Source organism: Achromobacter insuavis (genome assembly GCF_902859645.1).
Taxonomy (GTDB): Bacteria; Pseudomonadota; Gammaproteobacteria; order Burkholderiales; family Burkholderiaceae_B; genus Achromobacter; species Achromobacter insuavis.
Window position 1 is genome coordinate 28,482 of the sequence record NZ_CADIJR010000053.1, and the last position, 16,681, is coordinate 45,162.

The window sequence follows — 16,681 nt, forward strand, 5'->3', positions numbered from 1 at the left end:
ACGAAGGATTCCAACTATGGATATGCGGGCGTCGCCGCCCCATCCGCCGCCCGGGCGTCCCGATCCCGCCGCCTATCGATCCGCTGTCTATCAATCTTTAGGCAGGCTTCATAACACCGCGTTATCGCAGGCGTCGCGCCGTCCGCCGAAAACCCGAAAAAAACCCTTTCATTTCAATTGCTTGAGAACGGAATGCGAAAACCCGCCGCAGCCTTCCCATAGTGGATTTCCCTGGGTCCCCGGCGCCTGGGCGCGCTGGCATTCTTTGGCCACCGCAGCACCTGGACGCACACAGAGACGAGGTCGTGTCATGCCGAGACCAGTTCACCTTTCCCCCCCACGGCCCACCGCAGGCGGGCCGCGCATCGAGCCCACCCCCAAGCCAACCCGTATGACTTGCGCGGGCCTCGCATGATCCGCCAGATCCTCAACCGCTTCACGATCTCGCTGCCCGTCCTGCTGGGCGTGGTGGTGGTGTGCTTCGTGCTCCTGCAGGTCGCGCCGGCCGATCCGGCCGCCGTGATCGCCGGCCCCACCGCCACCGCCGAGGAACTGGCGCAGGTGCGCCAGGAACTGGGCCTGGACAAGTCGATCGTCCAGCAGCTGTCCCTGTACGTGTGGCGCCTGCTGCACCTGGACCTGGGCCGCTCGATGATCTCCAACGTGCCCGTCATCGACGAGATCGGCGCCACCATCGGCGCGACCGCCGAGCTGATGCTGGCCAGCGTGGTCTGGTCGATCCCGCTGGCGATCCTGCTGGGCACGCTGGCCGCCTACCGCCGCGGCAAGCTGACCGACCGCTTCGTCATGACGCTGTCGGTGGTGGGCGTGTCGCTGCCGGTGTTCTGGGTCGGCCTGCTGCTGGTGCAGCACATCGGCGGTGCCGGCATCCTGCCGTACATCGGCCGCAACGGCCCGATCTGGACCCTGGCCGGCCTGCAATCGCTGGCGCTGCCCGCGCTGACGCTGGGATCGGTGCTGATCGGACCGGTGGCGCGCATCACCCGCACCGCGGTGATCGAGACGCTCAGCGGTGACTACGTGCGCACCGCGCGCGCCAAGGGCGCCGGCGAACGCCGCGTGCTGCTGCGCCACGCCCTGCGCAACGCGCTGCTGCCGATCGTGACGCTGGTGGGCCTGCAGGTGGGCAACCTGCTGGGCGGCGCGGTGGTCACCGAGCAGATCTATTCCTGGCCGGGCGTGGGCCGCATGGCCGTCGGCGCCATCTTCGCCGGCGATTTCCCGCTGGCCCAGGGCGCGATCCTGGTGACGGCGCTGGGCTTCATCCTCATCAACCTGATCGTGGATCTGCTCTACGGCTACCTGGATCCGCGAGGCAACAAATCATGAGCGCAGGCACCACTTCCTCATTGGGCGGGCTGCCGCCCCAGGCCATGGCCACGCCGCTGGCGCGCATCGCGTCGCGCCTGCGCCGCGACCCGATCCTGCTGCTGTCGCTGCTGGCGGTGATCGCCATCGTGCTGGTGGCGCTGCTGGCGCCCTGGCTGGCGCCGCACGATCCGTATTCGACCAACATGGCCATCGCCCGCAAGGCGCCGGGCTGGACCTCGGCCGACGGCATCCGCTATCTGCTGGGCACCGACGTGCAGGGCCGCGACATCCTGTCGCGCGTGATCTACGGCATCCGCGCCACGCTGATGCTGAGCGTGCTGGCGGTGATCGGCGGCTCGGGCCTGGGCGCCCTGCTCGGCATCCTGGCCGCCTACTACCGTCCGCTGGAAGGCGTCATCATGCGCGTGGTCGACGTGCTGCTGTCGTTCCCGGCGATCCTGTTCGGCCTGAGCCTGTCGGCGCTGATGGGCCCGGGCACCACCAGCATGGTGCTGGCGCTGGGGATCTCGGCGATTCCCGGCATGGCGCGCATCGCGCGCGGCTCGGCCATGGTGGTGATGAAGCAGGAATACATGGAAGCCGGCCACGCCATGGGCTTCGGCAACTTCTACCTGATCACGCGCTATCTGCTGCCGAACTGCTCGTCGATGCTGATGATCTACGCCACCCTGCAACTGGGCCACACCATCCTGCTGGGCTCGGTGCTGTCGTTCCTGGGGCTGGGGCCGCAACCGCCATTCGCGGAGCTGGGCAGCATGGCCGCCGACGGCCGCAAGTTCCTGCAGATCTTCCCGCACATCTCGACCATTCCCACGATGACCATCTTCTTCATCGTGCTCGCCTTCAACCTGCTGGGCGACAGCCTGCGCGACGCGCTCGATCCCAAGCTGCGGTTCTGAACCGCGGCCCGCCCGGCCACACACCACAAACCACACAGGGGAACCGCAACATGAAGATCATCCAGGGACTGGCCCTCGCGCCGCTGGCCTTGACCTGCCTGCTGGCCGCGCCCGCGCCGGCGCTGGCGCAGGCCGAAAAGACCGTCCTGATCCTGCGCGAGCTGGACACCGACAAGTACGACCCGCACCGCACCACCGCGCGCGGCGCGGCCGAGGTGCTGTTCATGGCCGCCGACACCATGGTGGGCCTGGACTACGACATGAAGACGCCGGTGCCGGCGTTGGCCAAGAGCTGGACCATCTCGCCCGACGGCCTGACCTACACCTTCAACCTGCGCGACGACGTGACGTTCTGCAGCGGCCGCAAGATGACGGCCAAGGATGTGGTCGCCAGCTACACCCGCTGGCTGGACCCGGAAACCAAGGGCCTGGAGCGCTGGCGCGCCGGTCCGGTCGACAGCATCACCGCGCCGGACGACGTCACCGTGGTCTACAAGCTGAAGAAGCCCTACAACGAGCTGCTGCAGCAGATGGCGCACTACATGCACTCGGTCATCAACATCGACCAGGTCAAGGCGCTGGGCCAGGACTACGGCGTCAAGGCCTTCGACGGCACCGGCCCGTACTGCTTCCAGAGCTGGTCGCCGCGCAACGAAGTGGTGCTGACCCGCCACGCCGGCTACAAGTGGGGCCCGGCGATCTACAAGGACCCGACGCCCAAGGTCGACAAGATCGTCTGGAAGATCGTGCCCGAGGAAAGCACCCGCCTGACCGCGCTGCAAAGCGGCCAGGCCGATCTGTCGCGCTACCTGCCGCAATGGTCGATCAAGGACCTGAAGGCCGACAAGCGCCTGTTCGTCAGCAAGGCCGACCCGTTCTACTGGACCTTCTTCCTGGGCTTCAAGATCGACAAGCCGATGCTGACGGACGTGAACGTGCGTCGCGCCCTCAACCTGGCGATCAACCGCAAGGCGCTGACCGAGGCCATCACCTTCGGCGAGGCGGTGCCCGCCACCAGCATGCTGGCCACCAGCACCCCGGCCGGTTCCAACGACGCCTACCGCTACGACCCCGCCGCCGCCAACAAGCTGCTGGACGAGGCCGGCTGGAAGATGGGCAAGGACGGCTACCGCTACAAGGACGGCCAGAAGCTGTCGCTGCTGCACTACGGCATCACCGGCTACTGGAAGGACATCATGGAAGCGGTGCAGGGCGACATGAAGAAGGTCGGCGCCGACCTGCGCGTGCAGCTGTTCGACTCGACCTCGGCCTGGGGCAAGCTGGCCACGCAGGAGTTCGACGAGTTCAGCATGAGCTTCGGCTACATGAGCACCGGCGAGGCGCTCAACAGCTACTTCCTGTCCAACAGCATCCCGACCCCGAACCGCATGAACTGGAAGGACGCCGACACCGACCGCTGGCTGGCCGAGGGCAGCGAGGCGCTGGACGCCAAGAGCGGCGACGCCATCCTGTCCAAGGCGCTGACCAAGATCTCCGACGGCGCGGCGTGGATTCCGCTGTACCACGACTCGCTCTACCTGGTGGGCGGGCCGCGCCTGAAGCCGATGCGCGCGCACGGCATCTTCGGCGCCGCCGCCTACAAGGGCCTGGACATCGAGTTGAAGTAAGCCGCATCGGGCGGCGCGGCCCCCGCCGCGCCGCCCTTCCCCTGATTCCGCAGCACAGAGAGTCTCCCGTGAGCGACACCAATCAAGCCAGCATCACCCATTTCAAGCAGCTCGCCACCCTGGTGGCCTGGGACGAGGCCCTGGGCTCGCACGTCTATATCGAGAACGCCGACCTGGTGATGCGCGGCAACACCGTCATCCATGCCGGCAAGGACTATGCCGGCCCGGCCGACCGGGTCGTGGCCGGCAACGGCCTGATGGCGATGCCGGGCCTGGTGAACGTCCACAGCCACCCCTCTTCCGAGCCGGGCAACCGCGGCCTGCTGGAGGAACTGGGCAGCGACAAGCTGGGCCAGAGCTCGCTGTACGAATACATGCCGGTGTTCCGCACCGGCATCGAGACGGCGCAGTATTCCAACCAGGTGGCGATGGCCGAGATGCTGCTGAGCGGCGTGACCACCTTCGTGGACATGTCGCTGCCGCGCCCCGGCTGGGCCGACGTGGTGGCGGCGGCCGGCATCCGCGGGGTGCTGGGCCCGATGTTCCGCTCGGCCGCCTGGCGCACCAACGACGGCCATTCAGTCGAATACACCTGGGACGAGGCGGCGGCGCAGAAGTCGTTCGAGGCCGCCCTGGCGGTGGCCGACAGCGCCATCAACCACCCCAGCGGCCGCCTGGGCGCCATGCTGTGCCCCTCGCAGGTCGACACCTGCTCGCCCGAACTGCTCAAGGCGGCGCAGGCCGCCGCGCGCCGCCTGGGCATCCCGATGCAGATCCACGCCGCGCAGAGCGTGGTCGAGTTCTCGGAGATGACGCGCCGCCACGGCCGCACGCCGATCGAATGGCTCGACGACCAGGGCCTGCTGGATGGCGACCTCATCATCGGCCACGGCATCTTCCTGAACGACCACCGCGCGCTGTACTGGCCGCATGCCGACGACTTCGGCCTGCTGCAACGCTCGGGCGCGCACGTGGCGCACTGTCCGACGGTGTTCGTGCGGCGCGGCATCGCGCTGAGCTTCCTGGGCCGCTACCTGCGCGCCGGCATCAACGTCGGCATCGGCACCGACACCTTCCCGCACAACATGCTCGATGAGATGCGGCTGGCCTGCTACGTGGCCCGCCTGCAGGCCGGCCACTTCCGCGCCGCCTCCACCGAGGAAGTGTTCAACGCCGCCACGATCAACGGCGCCCGCATGCTGGGCCGCGACGACATCGGCCGCATCGCGGTCGGCGGCAAGGCCGACTTCTCGCTGGTCGACCTGTCGCATCCGTACATGCGGCCCGGCCGCGAGCCGCTGCGCAGCCTGATCTATTCGGCCGGCGACCGCGCCATCCGCGACGTCTATGTGGACGGCGCCCAGGTGGTCAAGGACGGCAAGCTGCTGACCATCGACATCGAGCGCGCCATGCAGGAAGTGGAACGCGCCCAGGCGCAGACCATCGCGACCGTGGCGCAGCGCGACTACGCCGGCCGCGACATCGACGCCATGTCGCCGCGCGTCTTTCCCAGCCGCGCCTGACGGAGACTCCCCATGACCGAGACCTTACTGGCGGTGCAGGGCCTGCGCGTGGAATTCGGCGCCCGCGCCCAGCCCTACCGGGCGGTGAAGTCGCTGGACTTCACCATCGGCCGCGGCGAAACGGTGGCGCTGGTGGGCGAGTCCGGCTCCGGCAAATCGGTGACCGCGCTGTCGATCCTGCGCCTGATCGAACGCGCCGGCGGCCGCATCGCCGGCGGCAGCGCCCGCTTCGTGCCGCGCGACGGCGGCGAGGTAGACCTGTTCGGGCTGGAGGAATCGGCCCTGCGGCGCATCCGCGGCAACGAGATCTCGATGATCTTCCAGGAGCCGATGACCTCGCTCAACCCGGTGATGACGGTCGGCGACCAGCTGGCCGAGGTCTATCTGCTGCACCAGGACATCTCGCGCCAGCAAGCCTGGCGGCGCGCCCAGGAGATGCTGGCGGCGGTGAAGATGTCCGAGCCCGAGCGCCGCATGACGCAGTATCCGGGCGACCTGTCCGGCGGCATGCGCCAGCGCGTGATGATCGCGATGGCGCTGGCCTGCCGGCCGCAGCTCCTGATCGCCGACGAACCGACCACCGCGCTCGACGTCACGGTGCAGGCCGAGATCATCGACCTGATCCGCGACCTGCAGCGCGAGGTCGGCATGGCCGTGCTGTTCATCACGCACGACATGGGCGTGGTGGCCGAGATCGCCGACCGCGTGGTGGTGATGCGGCACGGCGACAAGATCGAGGAAAGCGCCACGGCGACGCTGTTCGAGGCGCCCGCCCAACCCTACACGCGCGACCTGCTGGCCGCGGTGCCGCGGCTGGGCGATGGCTCCCCCGACGAGGCCGCGGTGCGGGAGCGCCCGGCCGTGCTGGAAGTGGCGGGCCTGGCCAAGCGCTTTCCGGTCAAGGCCGGCGCCTTCGGCAAGGTGGTGGCCAACGTGCACGCGGTCGAGGGCGTGTCGTTCGATTTGCGCGCCGGCGAGACGCTGGCGCTGGTGGGCGAGTCCGGCTCGGGCAAGTCGACCACCGGGCGCCTGCTGATGAAGCTGGTGCAGCCGAGCGCCGGCTCGATCCGCCTGGCCGGCCAGGACGTCACCCACATGACGCCCGAGCAGATGCGCGCGATGCGGCGCCACATCCAGATGATCTTCCAGGATCCGTACGCATCGCTCAACCCGCGCCTGCACGCCTGGGACCTGGTCAGCGAGCCGCTCAAGGTGCATGGCGGCCACAGCCGCGAGCAGCGCCGCGAGCGCGCCGCCCAGTTGCTGGAACGGGTCAGCCTGCCGCGCGAATTCCTGGACCGCTACGCCCACCAGTTCTCGGGCGGCCAGCGCCAGCGCCTTTGCATCGCCCGCGCGCTGAGCGTGAATCCCAAGATCATCGTGGCCGACGAGCCGGTGTCGGCGCTGGACGTGTCGGTGCAGGCACGCGTGATCGAGCTGATGAAGGAGCTGCAGGCCGAGATGGGCCTGTCGTACCTGTTCATCTCGCACGACATCGCGGTGGTGGAAAAGGTCAGCCACCGCGTGGCGGTGATGTACATGGGCCAGATCGTCGAGATCGGCCCGACCCAGGAAGTGCTGCACCGGCCGCGCCATCCCTATACGCAACGCCTGCTGTCGGCGGTGCCGGTGCCCGATCCGGCGCGGCGCCACCAGCGCAGCGTGCGCGCGGCGCGCGAGATCCCCAGCCCGATCCGCAAGATCGGCGACGATCCGGTGGTGACGCAACTGGTGCAGGTGGCCGCCGGCCACTACGTGCAACAGGCGGCCTGACGCCGCCGCGCGGCGGCCCCGTCAGCGACGGGCGCCGCCGGGCCGCCTACGCGCGGCCGAAGATCCGGCCGACCGCCATGGCCACGGCGGCCTGGGTCGGTTCCACCACCGGCAGGCCGCAGGCCGCTTCCAGCCGCGCGCGCAGGTCCGCCATGCCGGCGCATCCCATGATCAGCACGTCGGCGCCATGGGCGTCGCGCAGGGTCTTGCCCACCGTCACCATGCGCTGGAACGCCAGTTCGGCGTCGGCCAGGTCGCTCACGCGCAGGTCCAGCGCCAGTTCGCCGCAGATGCGGTCGGCCACGCCCATGGCGCGGAAGTAGCGCAGGTGGCGCGGGATGGCGGCGCCGGCGATGGCGATGACGCCGACGCGGGCGCCGATGCTCATGGCCGTCAGCACCGAGCATTCGCCGATGCCCAGCACCGGCGCCGGCACCAGGTCGCGCAGGCCATGCAGCCCCGGATCGCTGAAGCAGGCCACGATGACGGCGTCGGCCGCGGCCGCTTCGCGCCGCACCAGCTCGGCCATGGGCGCGATGCTGGCGTCGGCCTCGGCCTGGTTCTGGATGCCGGCCGGCCCGCCGGTGGACGTCAGGCAGCGGAAATCCAGCGGCAGGTGGCGGAACGGCTCGACCGCGCGGCCGATGGCCTCGGTCACCTTGTCCAGGGAATTCGGGTTTACGAGGAGAATGCGGGCGTTGGGCACGATTGAGTAGAATCCTTGCAATAGAGGCGGGCCGGCAAGCGCCGGCGCACCGCCCAGGTCAAGAGGAAAGCACGCAGCATGTCTGAATTACCCGGAAAGGTCCGGTCTTCCGCGCCGTTGAATCTGCGCCAGATCGAGGTATTCCACGCCATCATGATCACGGGCTCGTTGAGCGCGGCCGGGCGGCTGCTGCACGTGACCCAGCCGGCCATCAGCCGGGTGCTGGCATCGATCGAACTGCGCCTGGGCTATGCGCTGTTCGAGCGTTTCAAGGGCCGCCTGCATCCCACCAAGGAAGCGCGCAAGCTGTTCCAGGAAGTGGAATCGATCCAGGCCGGCGTCAACCGCCTGAACGACATGGCCGCGGGCCTGGCCGGCCACGGCGGCGGCCTGGTCAGCGTGGTGTCCAGCCCCAGCTTCGGCGAATGGCTGATCCCGGCGGCGACCGCGAAGTTCTGCGCCCGCAACCCCGGCGTGCGCATCCGCTACCGGCCGCTGGGCATGGACGCGCTGCTGCCGCAGCTGCTGCTGGGCTACGCCGACATCGCCATCTCCATCTTCAAGCCGGAACATCCCAACCTGATCACCACCGAGCTGGCGCAGGGCGAAATCGTCTGCGTGCTGCCGGCGGGCCACCGCCTGGCGCGCGAAAGCGTGATCCAGCCGGGCATGCTGGCCGGCGAGATGCTGGTGGGCTACAGCCGCGACACGCCGCTGGGCGAGACGCTGTACGCGCATCTGGACCCGCAGGGCCACAACACCCTGGCCCCGGCGATCGAGGTGCGCTCGTCGCAGACCGCGTGCTCGTTCGTGCGCCAGGGCGTCGGCGTGGCGCTGGTGGACTCGTATGGCCTGACCGATGCCCTGATGCACGGGCTGGTGGTGCGCCGCGTCGAGCCGGCGATCCCGCTGTTCGTGTACGTGTCTCATTCCCGGATCGAACCGCCCCCGTCCATCGCCAAGGCCTTCCTGACGCAGTTTTCCCAGATCGTCAAAAAGGAATTGCCCGCGATGACGCAGGCAATCCTCAAGCGGGCCTAGTCGATTTCCGCCACCGGCAGCGGTTCGCCGGCGCCGGTGCGCTCGATGATCAGCTTGTAGTGCTGCGGGCTGCGGTGCTTGGCGAAGTTGAAGACGTGGTCGCGGAAGGTCTGGCCCATGCCCAGGTCGATGCGGGCGGTGATGACTTCGTCTTCCTCGCCGCTGGAGCGGGCCACGATCTCGCCCGACGGCGCCACGATCATGGAGCTGCCGATCATGTGGTGGCCATCCTCGTGGCCGCACTTGGCCGCGGCGGCGACCCACACCGCGTTCTGGTAGGCGCTGGCCTGCAGCACGATCTCATGGGTGGTGGTGCGCAGGTGCGCCGGCTCGTTCCAGTGGATGTTCAGCGACGGCGTGTTGTAGCCCAGCACGATCAGCTCGGCGCTTTGCAGCGACATCACGCGGTAGGTCTCGGGCCAGCGGCGGTCGTTGCACAGGCACATGCCGATCTTGACGTCGTTGGTCTCCCAGACGCCGAAGCCCAGGTCGCCGACCTCGAAGAACTTCTTCTCCAGATGCTGGAACGGCGCCTCCGGCTTGTGGTCGGAATGGCCCGGCAGGTGGATCTTGCGGTACTTGCCGATGATCTTGGCCTGGCGGTCGACCAGGATGGCGGTGTTGAACTGGCGGCCTTCCGGGGTCAGTTCGGCATAGCCCAGGTAAAAGCCGATGCCGAGCTCGCGCGCGGTGTCGAACAGCGGCTGCACGTCGGCGTTGGGCATGCTCTTTTCGAAGAAGCGATCGACCGCCTCGGCGTCTTCCATCCAGTAGCGCGGGAAGAAAGTGGTCAGCGCCAATTCGGGAAAGACCACGAACTCGGCCTTGCGGGCCGCGGCCTCGCGCATCATCTCGACGAGGCGGCGGACCACCACCGCGCGGGTGTCGGCCAGGTTGACGGCGCCCATCTGGGCGACCGCGAGGTCCATTTTGCGCGCATGGGTTGCGTTGCTCACGATGTCAGTCTCCGGGGTTCTATCGCTATGCGTTGAGGGCCGTGTCGCTCAGGACTCGATCACGGCCGGGAAAATCTTGCGCAGCAAGGCGGCGCGCGGGCTGATCTCGCGCGCCTTCTGCAGCGGGGCGGGCAGGCCGCGGGCGATGAACTGGCCGCGGCCGCGCTCGGCGCGCAGCACGCCGTCGTCCACGATCACTTCGCCGCGGCTGATCACCGTGGTGGGCCAGCCGGTGACCTGGCGGCCTTCATAGGGCGTGTAGCCGACCGCGTCGTGCAGGTCGGCGGCGCGCAGGGTCACGCTCTTTTCCGGATCCCAGATCGCGATGTCGGCGTCCGCGCCCACCGCCAGCGTGCCCTTCTTCGGGTACAGGCCGTACATGCGGGCGTGGTTGGTCGAGGTCAGCGCCACAAACTGCTGCAGCGTCAGGCGGCCGCTGCGCACGCCTTCGGAAAACAGCAGCGGCATGCGCACTTCCAGGCCGGGCAGGCCGTTGGCGATCTGCTTGAAGGTGGTCGCGTCGCCGGCCGGCAGCTTGCCGGATTCGTCGTAACGGTACGGCGCGTGGTCGGACGACAGCAGCGCCAGCGTGCCGCTGTCCAGGCTTTGCCACAGCGCCTGTTGCGACACCGGGTCGCGCGGCGGCGGGCTGCAGCAGAACTTGGCGCCCTCGACGCCGGGGATGTCGATGTCCTCGGCGGTCAGCAGCAGGTAGTGCGGGCAGGTCTCGCCGTACACCGGCGCGCCCAGCGTCTGCGCGGCGTGGATCGCCTGCGCGCCGCCCTGGGTCGAGACGTGCACGATCAGCACCGGCACTTCCAGCACCGCGGCCAGGCTGATGGCGCGTTGCGTGGCCTCGTTTTCCGCGATCGGGTCGTGGCTGACGGCGTGGTACTTGGGCGCGGTGTGGCCGGCCGCCAGCAGGTGGCGCGCGATCCAGCTGATGACGTCGTTGTTCTCGGCGTGCACCATCGGCAGCGCGCCCTCGCGCGCGGCGATGGCGAACACGTCCAGCAGCTGGCGGTCGTCCAGCTTGAGCTTGTCGTAGGTCATGAAGACCTTGAACGAGGTGATGCCGGCGCGGATCAGCTCGGGCAGGTCGCGGTTCAGGGTCTCGGGCGTGGGGTCCGAGATGATCAGGTGGTAGCTGTAGTCGATCACCGACTTCTCGGCGGCCGAGGCGGCGTAGGCGTCGGCGACCTGGCGCAACGACTGGCCGCGATGCTGGGCGGCGAACGGCACGATGGTGGTGTTGCCGCCGTGGGCCGCCGAGATCGAGGCGGTGTGCCAGTCGTCGGCGCACAGCACGCCCATGCTGGACAGCTGCTCCACGTGGCAGTGGCTGTCGATGCCGCCGGGCATGACCAGCCGGCCGGCCGCGTCGATGGCGCGGCGGCCTGCCGGCAGCGAGGACGCGATCGCGGCGATGGCGCCGTCCACGATGCCGATGTCGCCGACGAAGTCGGCGTCGGCCGTGACGATGCGGCCGTTGTGCAAGGTCAGATCGAAGTCTGTCATCAAGAATAGTCCCAACGCATAGCCCGGCGCGCCGTGGCGGGCCTGGCAGGAGGCACCATCATGCATGGGTCCGTGCGATTCGGAAATGACGGGAAGCCGCCGCGCCAGGCCGCGGACGGGCGCCGAACCGAAACGCTAACGCCCTGATTCCATGGACTATTTCCTTACAGCACAGCGAACGGCCGGCCACCACGCATAACGCTGGATCATGGAGGCTGTGCAAAGTTTTATATCGGGTTTCCCCGTGGCGCGGCCGCGCGGCGCGCCGGGGATCGCGGCCGCGCGGCCCGCTGTCGCGGGACTGTCACATTGCGGCGTCACCATCGCGCATCATGACGACCCCAGCGGCAGCGGCCGACTACCAAACCGACATTTCCGGCCTGATCTGCGCGTTCCGGTTCGCGGGCGGCGGCCCCGCGGCCGAAATCGCCTCGCCGGCGGTCGCCGACCTGCTGGCGCGCCTCGCGGCCGACGGCGCGGCGCCCGACGACGGCCACTTCCTGTGGCTGCACCTGAATCTGTCGCAGGCCGGCTGCGTGCGCTGGCTGCAGGCCCACCTGGACCTGCCCGACACCTTCATCGCGATGCTGGGCGGGGAAGCCCATTCGACCCGCATCGAGCAGCAGGAAGGCGCGCTGGTGGCGGTGTTCAATGACGTCATCTTCGATTTCGACCGCACCCCGGCGCAGGTCTCGACGCTGTGGGTCTGCGCCCATCGCAAGCTGCTGGTGACCTTGCGGCGCAAGCCGCTGCGCTCGCTCGACCGCCTGCGCGAACACGTGCGGCGCGGCGAACCGTTCGGCTCGCCGGCCGAACTGCTGGCGCACCTGATGCGCGACCAGGCCGACCTGATGATGGAGATCGTGCGCAAGGCCAGCGTCGACGTCGACGGCATCGAGGATCATTTCCTGGCCGCGCGCGGCGGCCCCGGACGCCTGGACTTGGCCGCCACCCGCCGGGTGCTGGTGCGGCTGCAGCGCACGCTGGCGCCGGAGCCCGGCTCGGTGTTCCGCCTTCTCGCGCGCCCGCCGGCCTGGCTGCGGCCGCGCGACGTGCAGGAACTGCGCGAATCGACCGAGGAATTCTCGGTGGTGCTGGGCGACATGGCCGGCCTGGTCGAACGCATCAAGCTGCTGCAGGAAGAAATGACGGCGCGGCTGGACGAGCAGAACAACCGCACCCTGTTCACGCTGACGCTGGTGACGGTGCTGGCGCTGCCGATCAACATCATGGCGGGCCTGTTCGGCATGAACGTGGGCGGCATTCCGCTGTCGGACGACCACCACGGCTTCTGGATCATCTGCGTGCTGGTCGCGGCCTTCACGGGATTCGTGGCGTGGCTGGCGTTCCGCCGCCGGCGCGCGGGCTGACGCGGGCCGGCTACTGGTAGCGCTCGCGGTAACCCACGGGCGACATGCCGCAGTACTTGTTGAAGATGTCGCGGAACGCCTTGGTGTCGTTGTAGCCGACCTCGTACATCACTTCCGACACGCTCTTGCGCGAGCTTTCCAGGCGCCGCTTGGCGGCCTCGACGCGCACGCGCTGCACGTACTCGACGATGCTGTTGCCGGTGGCCTGGCGAAAGCGCCGTTCCAGCGTGCGGCGGCCGAGCGCGTGGCGGTCGGCCAGGTCCTCGACGGTGATCTTCTCGGTGTAGCGGCTTTCGATGAAGTCCTGCACCGCGCGCACCACCTGGTCGGCGTGCGCCTTCTGCCCCATGAACACCGAGAACGGCAGCTGGCTCTGGCGGCTCCAGTCGAGCTGGAAGTACTTGGCGCACCAGATGGCGGTGTCGCGGTCGGTGTATTTCTCGATCAGGTGCAGCACCAGGTGCGCGGCCGAGAACGCGCCGCCGCTGGTGTAGATGCCGTTGCCGGAATGGACCACGCGGTCGATGCTCCAATCCACCGCCGGGAACAGGCTGGCGTACAGGTTGCGCGCCGCCCAGTGCACCACCGCCTGCTGGCCGTCGAGCAGGCCGCCGGCGGCCAGCAGCGCCGCGCCCAGGCACAGGCTGGCGACCTCGCCGCCGCCGCGGTAGTGGCGGGCGATCCATTCGACCAGTTCACGGTTGGACAGCACCACGTCCGACACCGCGCCCAGCAGCGGCGGCGCGATGCAGATGTCGATATCGCGGGCCTCGTCCAGCACCAGGTCGGCCTGCACCGTGATGCGGCCGTCGTCCAGGCTGACCTGGCGCGTGGCGGCCAGCGTGCGCACCTGGAATTGCGGCGCGCGCCCCTGCGCGGCCAGGTACTCATTGGCCACCAGGAAGCCGTGCCGGGCCGTTTCCAGCGACGCGATATTGGCGCCGGCCGGCAGCAGGAAGGCGATGTTTTTCATGCCCACCAGCATACGCCGGAGACCTGTCGCAATCCACCCTCAAGAATGTCGCAATCGCCTATCTGAAAGCGCCGCCGATCCCGATACAGTGACAACTACCGGCATCGCTGCCGGCGCGGCCGCCGCGACGATGCGGGCTTGCGGGCGGCGCGTACAACAACACGGAGTCAAGGAGCATCTGATGGAACAGTACATAGACGGTTACCTGCTGAGCGTGCCCAAGGCCAACATCGAGGCCTATCGCAAGCTGGCCGAGCAGGCCGGTTCGATCTGGCTGGAATACGGCGCGCTGGAATTCCGCGAGTGCGTGGCGGACGACATCGACGGCGAGGGCTTCGGCTCGTTCAGCGCCGCCGCCAGCGCGCGCGAGGGCGAGACGGTGGTGTTTTCGTGGATCGCGTTCGCCAGCAAGGCCGAACGCGACCGCATCAACGCCAAGGTCATGGCCGACCCGCGCCTGACGGGCATGTCCTGCGAGGGCGTGTTCGATTTCAAGCGCATGTGCTGGGGCGGCTTCAGCACCCTGGTGAGCAAGTCGGCTCGCGCTTGAAAAAAAAATCGAGGCGGCCTGTCGATCCCGGCGCCGCCCATTCGTCGTGGCAACAGGACGGGCCGGAACGCGCAGGCGTCCCCCCGACCCGTCCCCAAGTACCCCAACCTCAATCCCGGTTTTCGGAGACACATCATGGGCACCCCCGCAAAGCAAGCGATTCCCGACGGCATGCACACCCTGACCCCGCACATCGTGTGCGAAGGCGCCTCGGATGCGATTGCCTTCTACCGCAAGGCGTTCGACGCCAAGGAACTGACGCGCCTGCCGGCCCCCGGCGGCAAGGTGATGCATGCCGCCCTCCGCATCGGCGATTCGGTGGTGATGCTGATGGATGACTTCCCCGAATGGGGCAGCTTGGGGCCCAAGGCGCTCAAGGGCTCGCCGGTGACGCTGCACCTGTACGTGCAGGATGTGGATGCCGCCATCAAGCAGGCCGTGGCGGCGGGCGCGCAGGTCACCATGCCGGCGGCCGACATGTTCTGGGGCGACCGCTACGGCCAGGTGGTGGATCCGTTCGGCCACCGCTGGTCGATCGCCACCCACAAGGAAGACCTGACGCCCGAGGAAATCCAGCGCAACATGGCGCAGATGGGCGAGATGGAAGGCTGCGGCGACCCCTCGAAGAAGCCGGGCTGAGGCGCCGCGGCAAGCGCCCGTCCGGCGCGCGTCGGACATGCGTCCGGACGCGCGCGGGCGGACGCGCCGCCCGGAGCCGCGTCAGGCCGTGTACGGCCCCAGGAAGTCCAGCTTGCCGATCGGCACGCCGGCGTGGCGCAGGATGTCGTAGGCGGTGGTGACGTGGAAGTAGAAATTCGGCAGCGCGAACGTCAGCAGGTAGGCGTCGCCCTGGAATTCGGGCTTGAACTCGCCGAAGCTGAGCGTGACCTTGCGGCCCTCGGCGCCTTCCAGCGCCTCGGCCGGCACCGAACGCAGGTAGGCGATGGTGTCGGCGACGCGCTTCTGCAGCTGCTCGAACGTGGTTTCCTCGTCGGGAAACTTGGGCGATTCGACCTGCGACAGGCGCTGCGCGGCGAACTTGGAGGCGTCGCTGGCGCGCTGCACCTGGCCCGACAGCGGATACATGTCGGGGGCCAGGCGGGCGTTGACCAGCTCGGCCGGATCGATGCCGTTGGCGGCCGCGTGGGCGGCGCCCTTTTCCAGCAGCGTGGCCAGCACGCTCAAACCGCGGATGAAGACAGGCACCGAGGCCTGGTACATGGACAGGGACATGATGATGAGTTCCGAATAGGCTTGCCCGGCCGGGCGCCGGGAACGGCGCCCGATCCGCGGGCGTGGCGCGATGTTAGCGCCGCGCCGCGACGGCCGGCCGGCGCCGGAGACGACATGTCTGTTTCCGTTTTCTGAACAATAACGCGCCGGCCCGCATCCGGCCATCCCCGCGCGCTGCCGGGAGGCCGCGTCGCCCTAGGCGGCCACGCGCCGCTGGCCCTGGAAGAACCGCCAGATCAGCGCCGAGGCGTCGGGGCCGCTGCGCGCGTGATAGCGCACCGACGCATCGCCGCCGCTCCAGCCGTGCTCGACCCGCGTGATCTCGCACAGGCGCAGCACCGTCTTGCGGCCGCGCAACAGATCGACGCGGCGATAGGCCTTCTCGGTGCCCAGGCCCAGCACCCGCTCGACCGGCGGCTCGTCCGCGGCGAGCCCGTTCAGGGCGCGGAACTGCTCGAACAACTGCCTGGCGTTGCGCGGCGCCACCGCCGGATCCATCTGCCCCTGCAGGATCATTGCCGGCATGCCGAGCGTGAACGCGGCCGGATCCGCGACGCCCTGCAACAGCGGCAGCAGCGGCTTGACCGAGCCGCGGCGCATCGTGTTCAGGCCGGCCGCGGCGTTATGGGCGTCGCCCAGCACCGGCCCGGAATGCATCGCCAGCGCGGCGATCAGGGCGGGATGGCGCAGCGCCACCAGCGCGGCCATGCTGGCGCCGGCCGACAGGCCGGCGATGTAGACGCGCTCGGGGTCCAGCCCGTGGCGCGCCACCTCGGCCTGGATCAGGGCGGCGATCAGGTCGGCCTCGGCGCCGCCGTGCTGCGCGTCGGGCTGGAACCAGCGCCAGCAGCGCTGCACCTGCCGCGTCATCGATTGCTGCGGATACAGCACCATGAATCCGCCGGCGTCGGCCCACTGGTTCATGCGCGAACCGCGAGCGAAAGACAGCGCGGTCTGGCGGCAACCATGCAGCATCACCACCAGCGGCATGCCCTGGCGCGGCGCGGCCAGCGGCGTGTAACGGGCGAAAGACAGGCTGCGGCCATGGGCGTCGGTGAATTGCCGCGAGGCTTCCCAGCGGCCGCTGCCCAGGCTGGGGGCCGCGGCGCCGGTGGCGCTGTGCGTGGCCGGGCGGGCGCTGGGGGCCGGCCGCGCCGG

General features: G+C 69.0%; 15 protein-coding genes. 9 read left to right on the top strand and 6 right to left on the bottom strand.

Translation table 11 applies throughout. The features are described from left to right. Positions 1 to 411: 411 nt before the first annotated feature. The 5 genes from H0523_RS22535 (at position 412) to H0523_RS22555 (ending at position 7,176) form a co-directional block, all read left to right on the top strand. Positions 412 to 1,350, top strand: coding sequence for an ABC transporter permease (locus H0523_RS22535; protein ID WP_054431766.1), 939 nt, complete (start codon positions 412 to 414; stop codon positions 1,348 to 1,350). Beyond that, on the top strand, positions 1,347 to 2,252 hold the full coding sequence (locus H0523_RS22540) for an ABC transporter permease (protein ID WP_054431767.1): 906 nt from the start codon (positions 1,347 to 1,349) through the stop codon (positions 2,250 to 2,252). The genes H0523_RS22535 and H0523_RS22540 overlap by 4 nt, the downstream gene beginning before the upstream one ends. Before the next feature lie 50 nt (positions 2,253 to 2,302). Further along, complete coding sequence (locus H0523_RS22545; RefSeq protein ID WP_054431768.1) at positions 2,303 to 3,880, top strand: ABC transporter substrate-binding protein; 1,578 nt, start codon at positions 2,303 to 2,305, stop codon at positions 3,878 to 3,880. A gap of 68 nt (positions 3,881 to 3,948) precedes the next feature. Then, complete coding sequence (locus H0523_RS22550; RefSeq protein ID WP_054460532.1) at positions 3,949 to 5,403, top strand: amidohydrolase family protein; 1,455 nt, start codon at positions 3,949 to 3,951, stop codon at positions 5,401 to 5,403. A 12-nt stretch (positions 5,404 to 5,415) separates the two neighbouring features. Further along, positions 5,416 to 7,176 (top strand): ABC transporter ATP-binding protein, encoded by a 1,761-nt coding sequence (locus tag H0523_RS22555; RefSeq protein ID WP_054431770.1) that lies wholly within the window; start codon positions 5,416 to 5,418, stop codon positions 7,174 to 7,176. A 46-nt stretch (positions 7,177 to 7,222) separates the two neighbouring features. On the opposite strand, the gene H0523_RS22560 is transcribed toward H0523_RS22555, so the two are convergent. Then, positions 7,223 to 7,882: an aspartate/glutamate racemase family protein gene (locus H0523_RS22560; protein WP_054431771.1), complete on the bottom strand. Its 660-nt coding sequence runs from the start codon at positions 7,880 to 7,882 to the stop codon at positions 7,223 to 7,225. 78 nt (positions 7,883 to 7,960) lie between these two features. On the opposite strand from H0523_RS22560, the gene H0523_RS22565 reads away from it, so the two are divergent. Then, positions 7,961 to 8,923: a LysR family transcriptional regulator gene (locus tag H0523_RS22565; RefSeq protein WP_054431772.1), complete on the top strand. Its 963-nt coding sequence runs from the start codon at positions 7,961 to 7,963 to the stop codon at positions 8,921 to 8,923. Here the strand turns inward: H0523_RS22565 and H0523_RS22570 are convergent. Together H0523_RS22570 and hydA are read right to left on the bottom strand one after the other, a co-directional pair. Continuing rightward, entirely contained in the window at positions 8,920 to 9,852 is a 933-nt protein-coding gene (locus tag H0523_RS22570) for an N-carbamoyl-D-amino-acid hydrolase (protein ID WP_156333501.1), read from the bottom strand. The genes H0523_RS22565 and H0523_RS22570 overlap by 4 nt on opposite strands. A 75-nt stretch (positions 9,853 to 9,927) precedes the next feature. Further along, positions 9,928 to 11,397, bottom strand: coding sequence for a dihydropyrimidinase (gene hydA, locus H0523_RS22575; protein WP_054431774.1), 1,470 nt, complete (start codon positions 11,395 to 11,397; stop codon positions 9,928 to 9,930). 332 nt (positions 11,398 to 11,729) lie between these two features. On the opposite strand from hydA, the gene H0523_RS22580 reads away from it, so the two are divergent. Further along, complete coding sequence (locus H0523_RS22580; protein ID WP_054460531.1) at positions 11,730 to 12,767, top strand: transporter; 1,038 nt, start codon at positions 11,730 to 11,732, stop codon at positions 12,765 to 12,767. Between the two features lie 10 nt (positions 12,768 to 12,777). Here the strand turns inward: H0523_RS22580 and H0523_RS22585 are convergent, their stop codons facing one another. Beyond that, positions 12,778 to 13,752 (bottom strand): GlxA family transcriptional regulator, encoded by a 975-nt coding sequence (locus tag H0523_RS22585; protein WP_054460529.1) that lies wholly within the window; start codon positions 13,750 to 13,752, stop codon positions 12,778 to 12,780. A 169-nt stretch (positions 13,753 to 13,921) separates the two neighbouring features. On the opposite strand from H0523_RS22585, the gene H0523_RS22590 reads away from it, so the two are divergent. Then, complete coding sequence (locus tag H0523_RS22590; protein ID WP_054431777.1) at positions 13,922 to 14,290, top strand: DUF1428 domain-containing protein; 369 nt, start codon at positions 13,922 to 13,924, stop codon at positions 14,288 to 14,290. 135 nt (positions 14,291 to 14,425) lie between these two features. Beyond that, positions 14,426 to 14,929, top strand: coding sequence for a VOC family protein (locus tag H0523_RS22595; RefSeq protein WP_054431778.1), 504 nt, complete (start codon positions 14,426 to 14,428; stop codon positions 14,927 to 14,929). Between the two features lie 81 nt (positions 14,930 to 15,010). On the opposite strand, the gene H0523_RS22600 is transcribed toward H0523_RS22595, so the two are convergent. Further along, on the bottom strand, positions 15,011 to 15,523 hold the full coding sequence (locus tag H0523_RS22600; protein ID WP_054431779.1) for a DUF1993 domain-containing protein: 513 nt from the start codon (positions 15,521 to 15,523) through the stop codon (positions 15,011 to 15,013). A 195-nt stretch (positions 15,524 to 15,718) separates the two neighbouring features. Beyond that, the coding region (locus H0523_RS22605; RefSeq protein WP_180180148.1) for an extracellular catalytic domain type 1 short-chain-length polyhydroxyalkanoate depolymerase at positions 15,719 to 16,681 on the bottom strand (963 nt) is incomplete at its 5' end.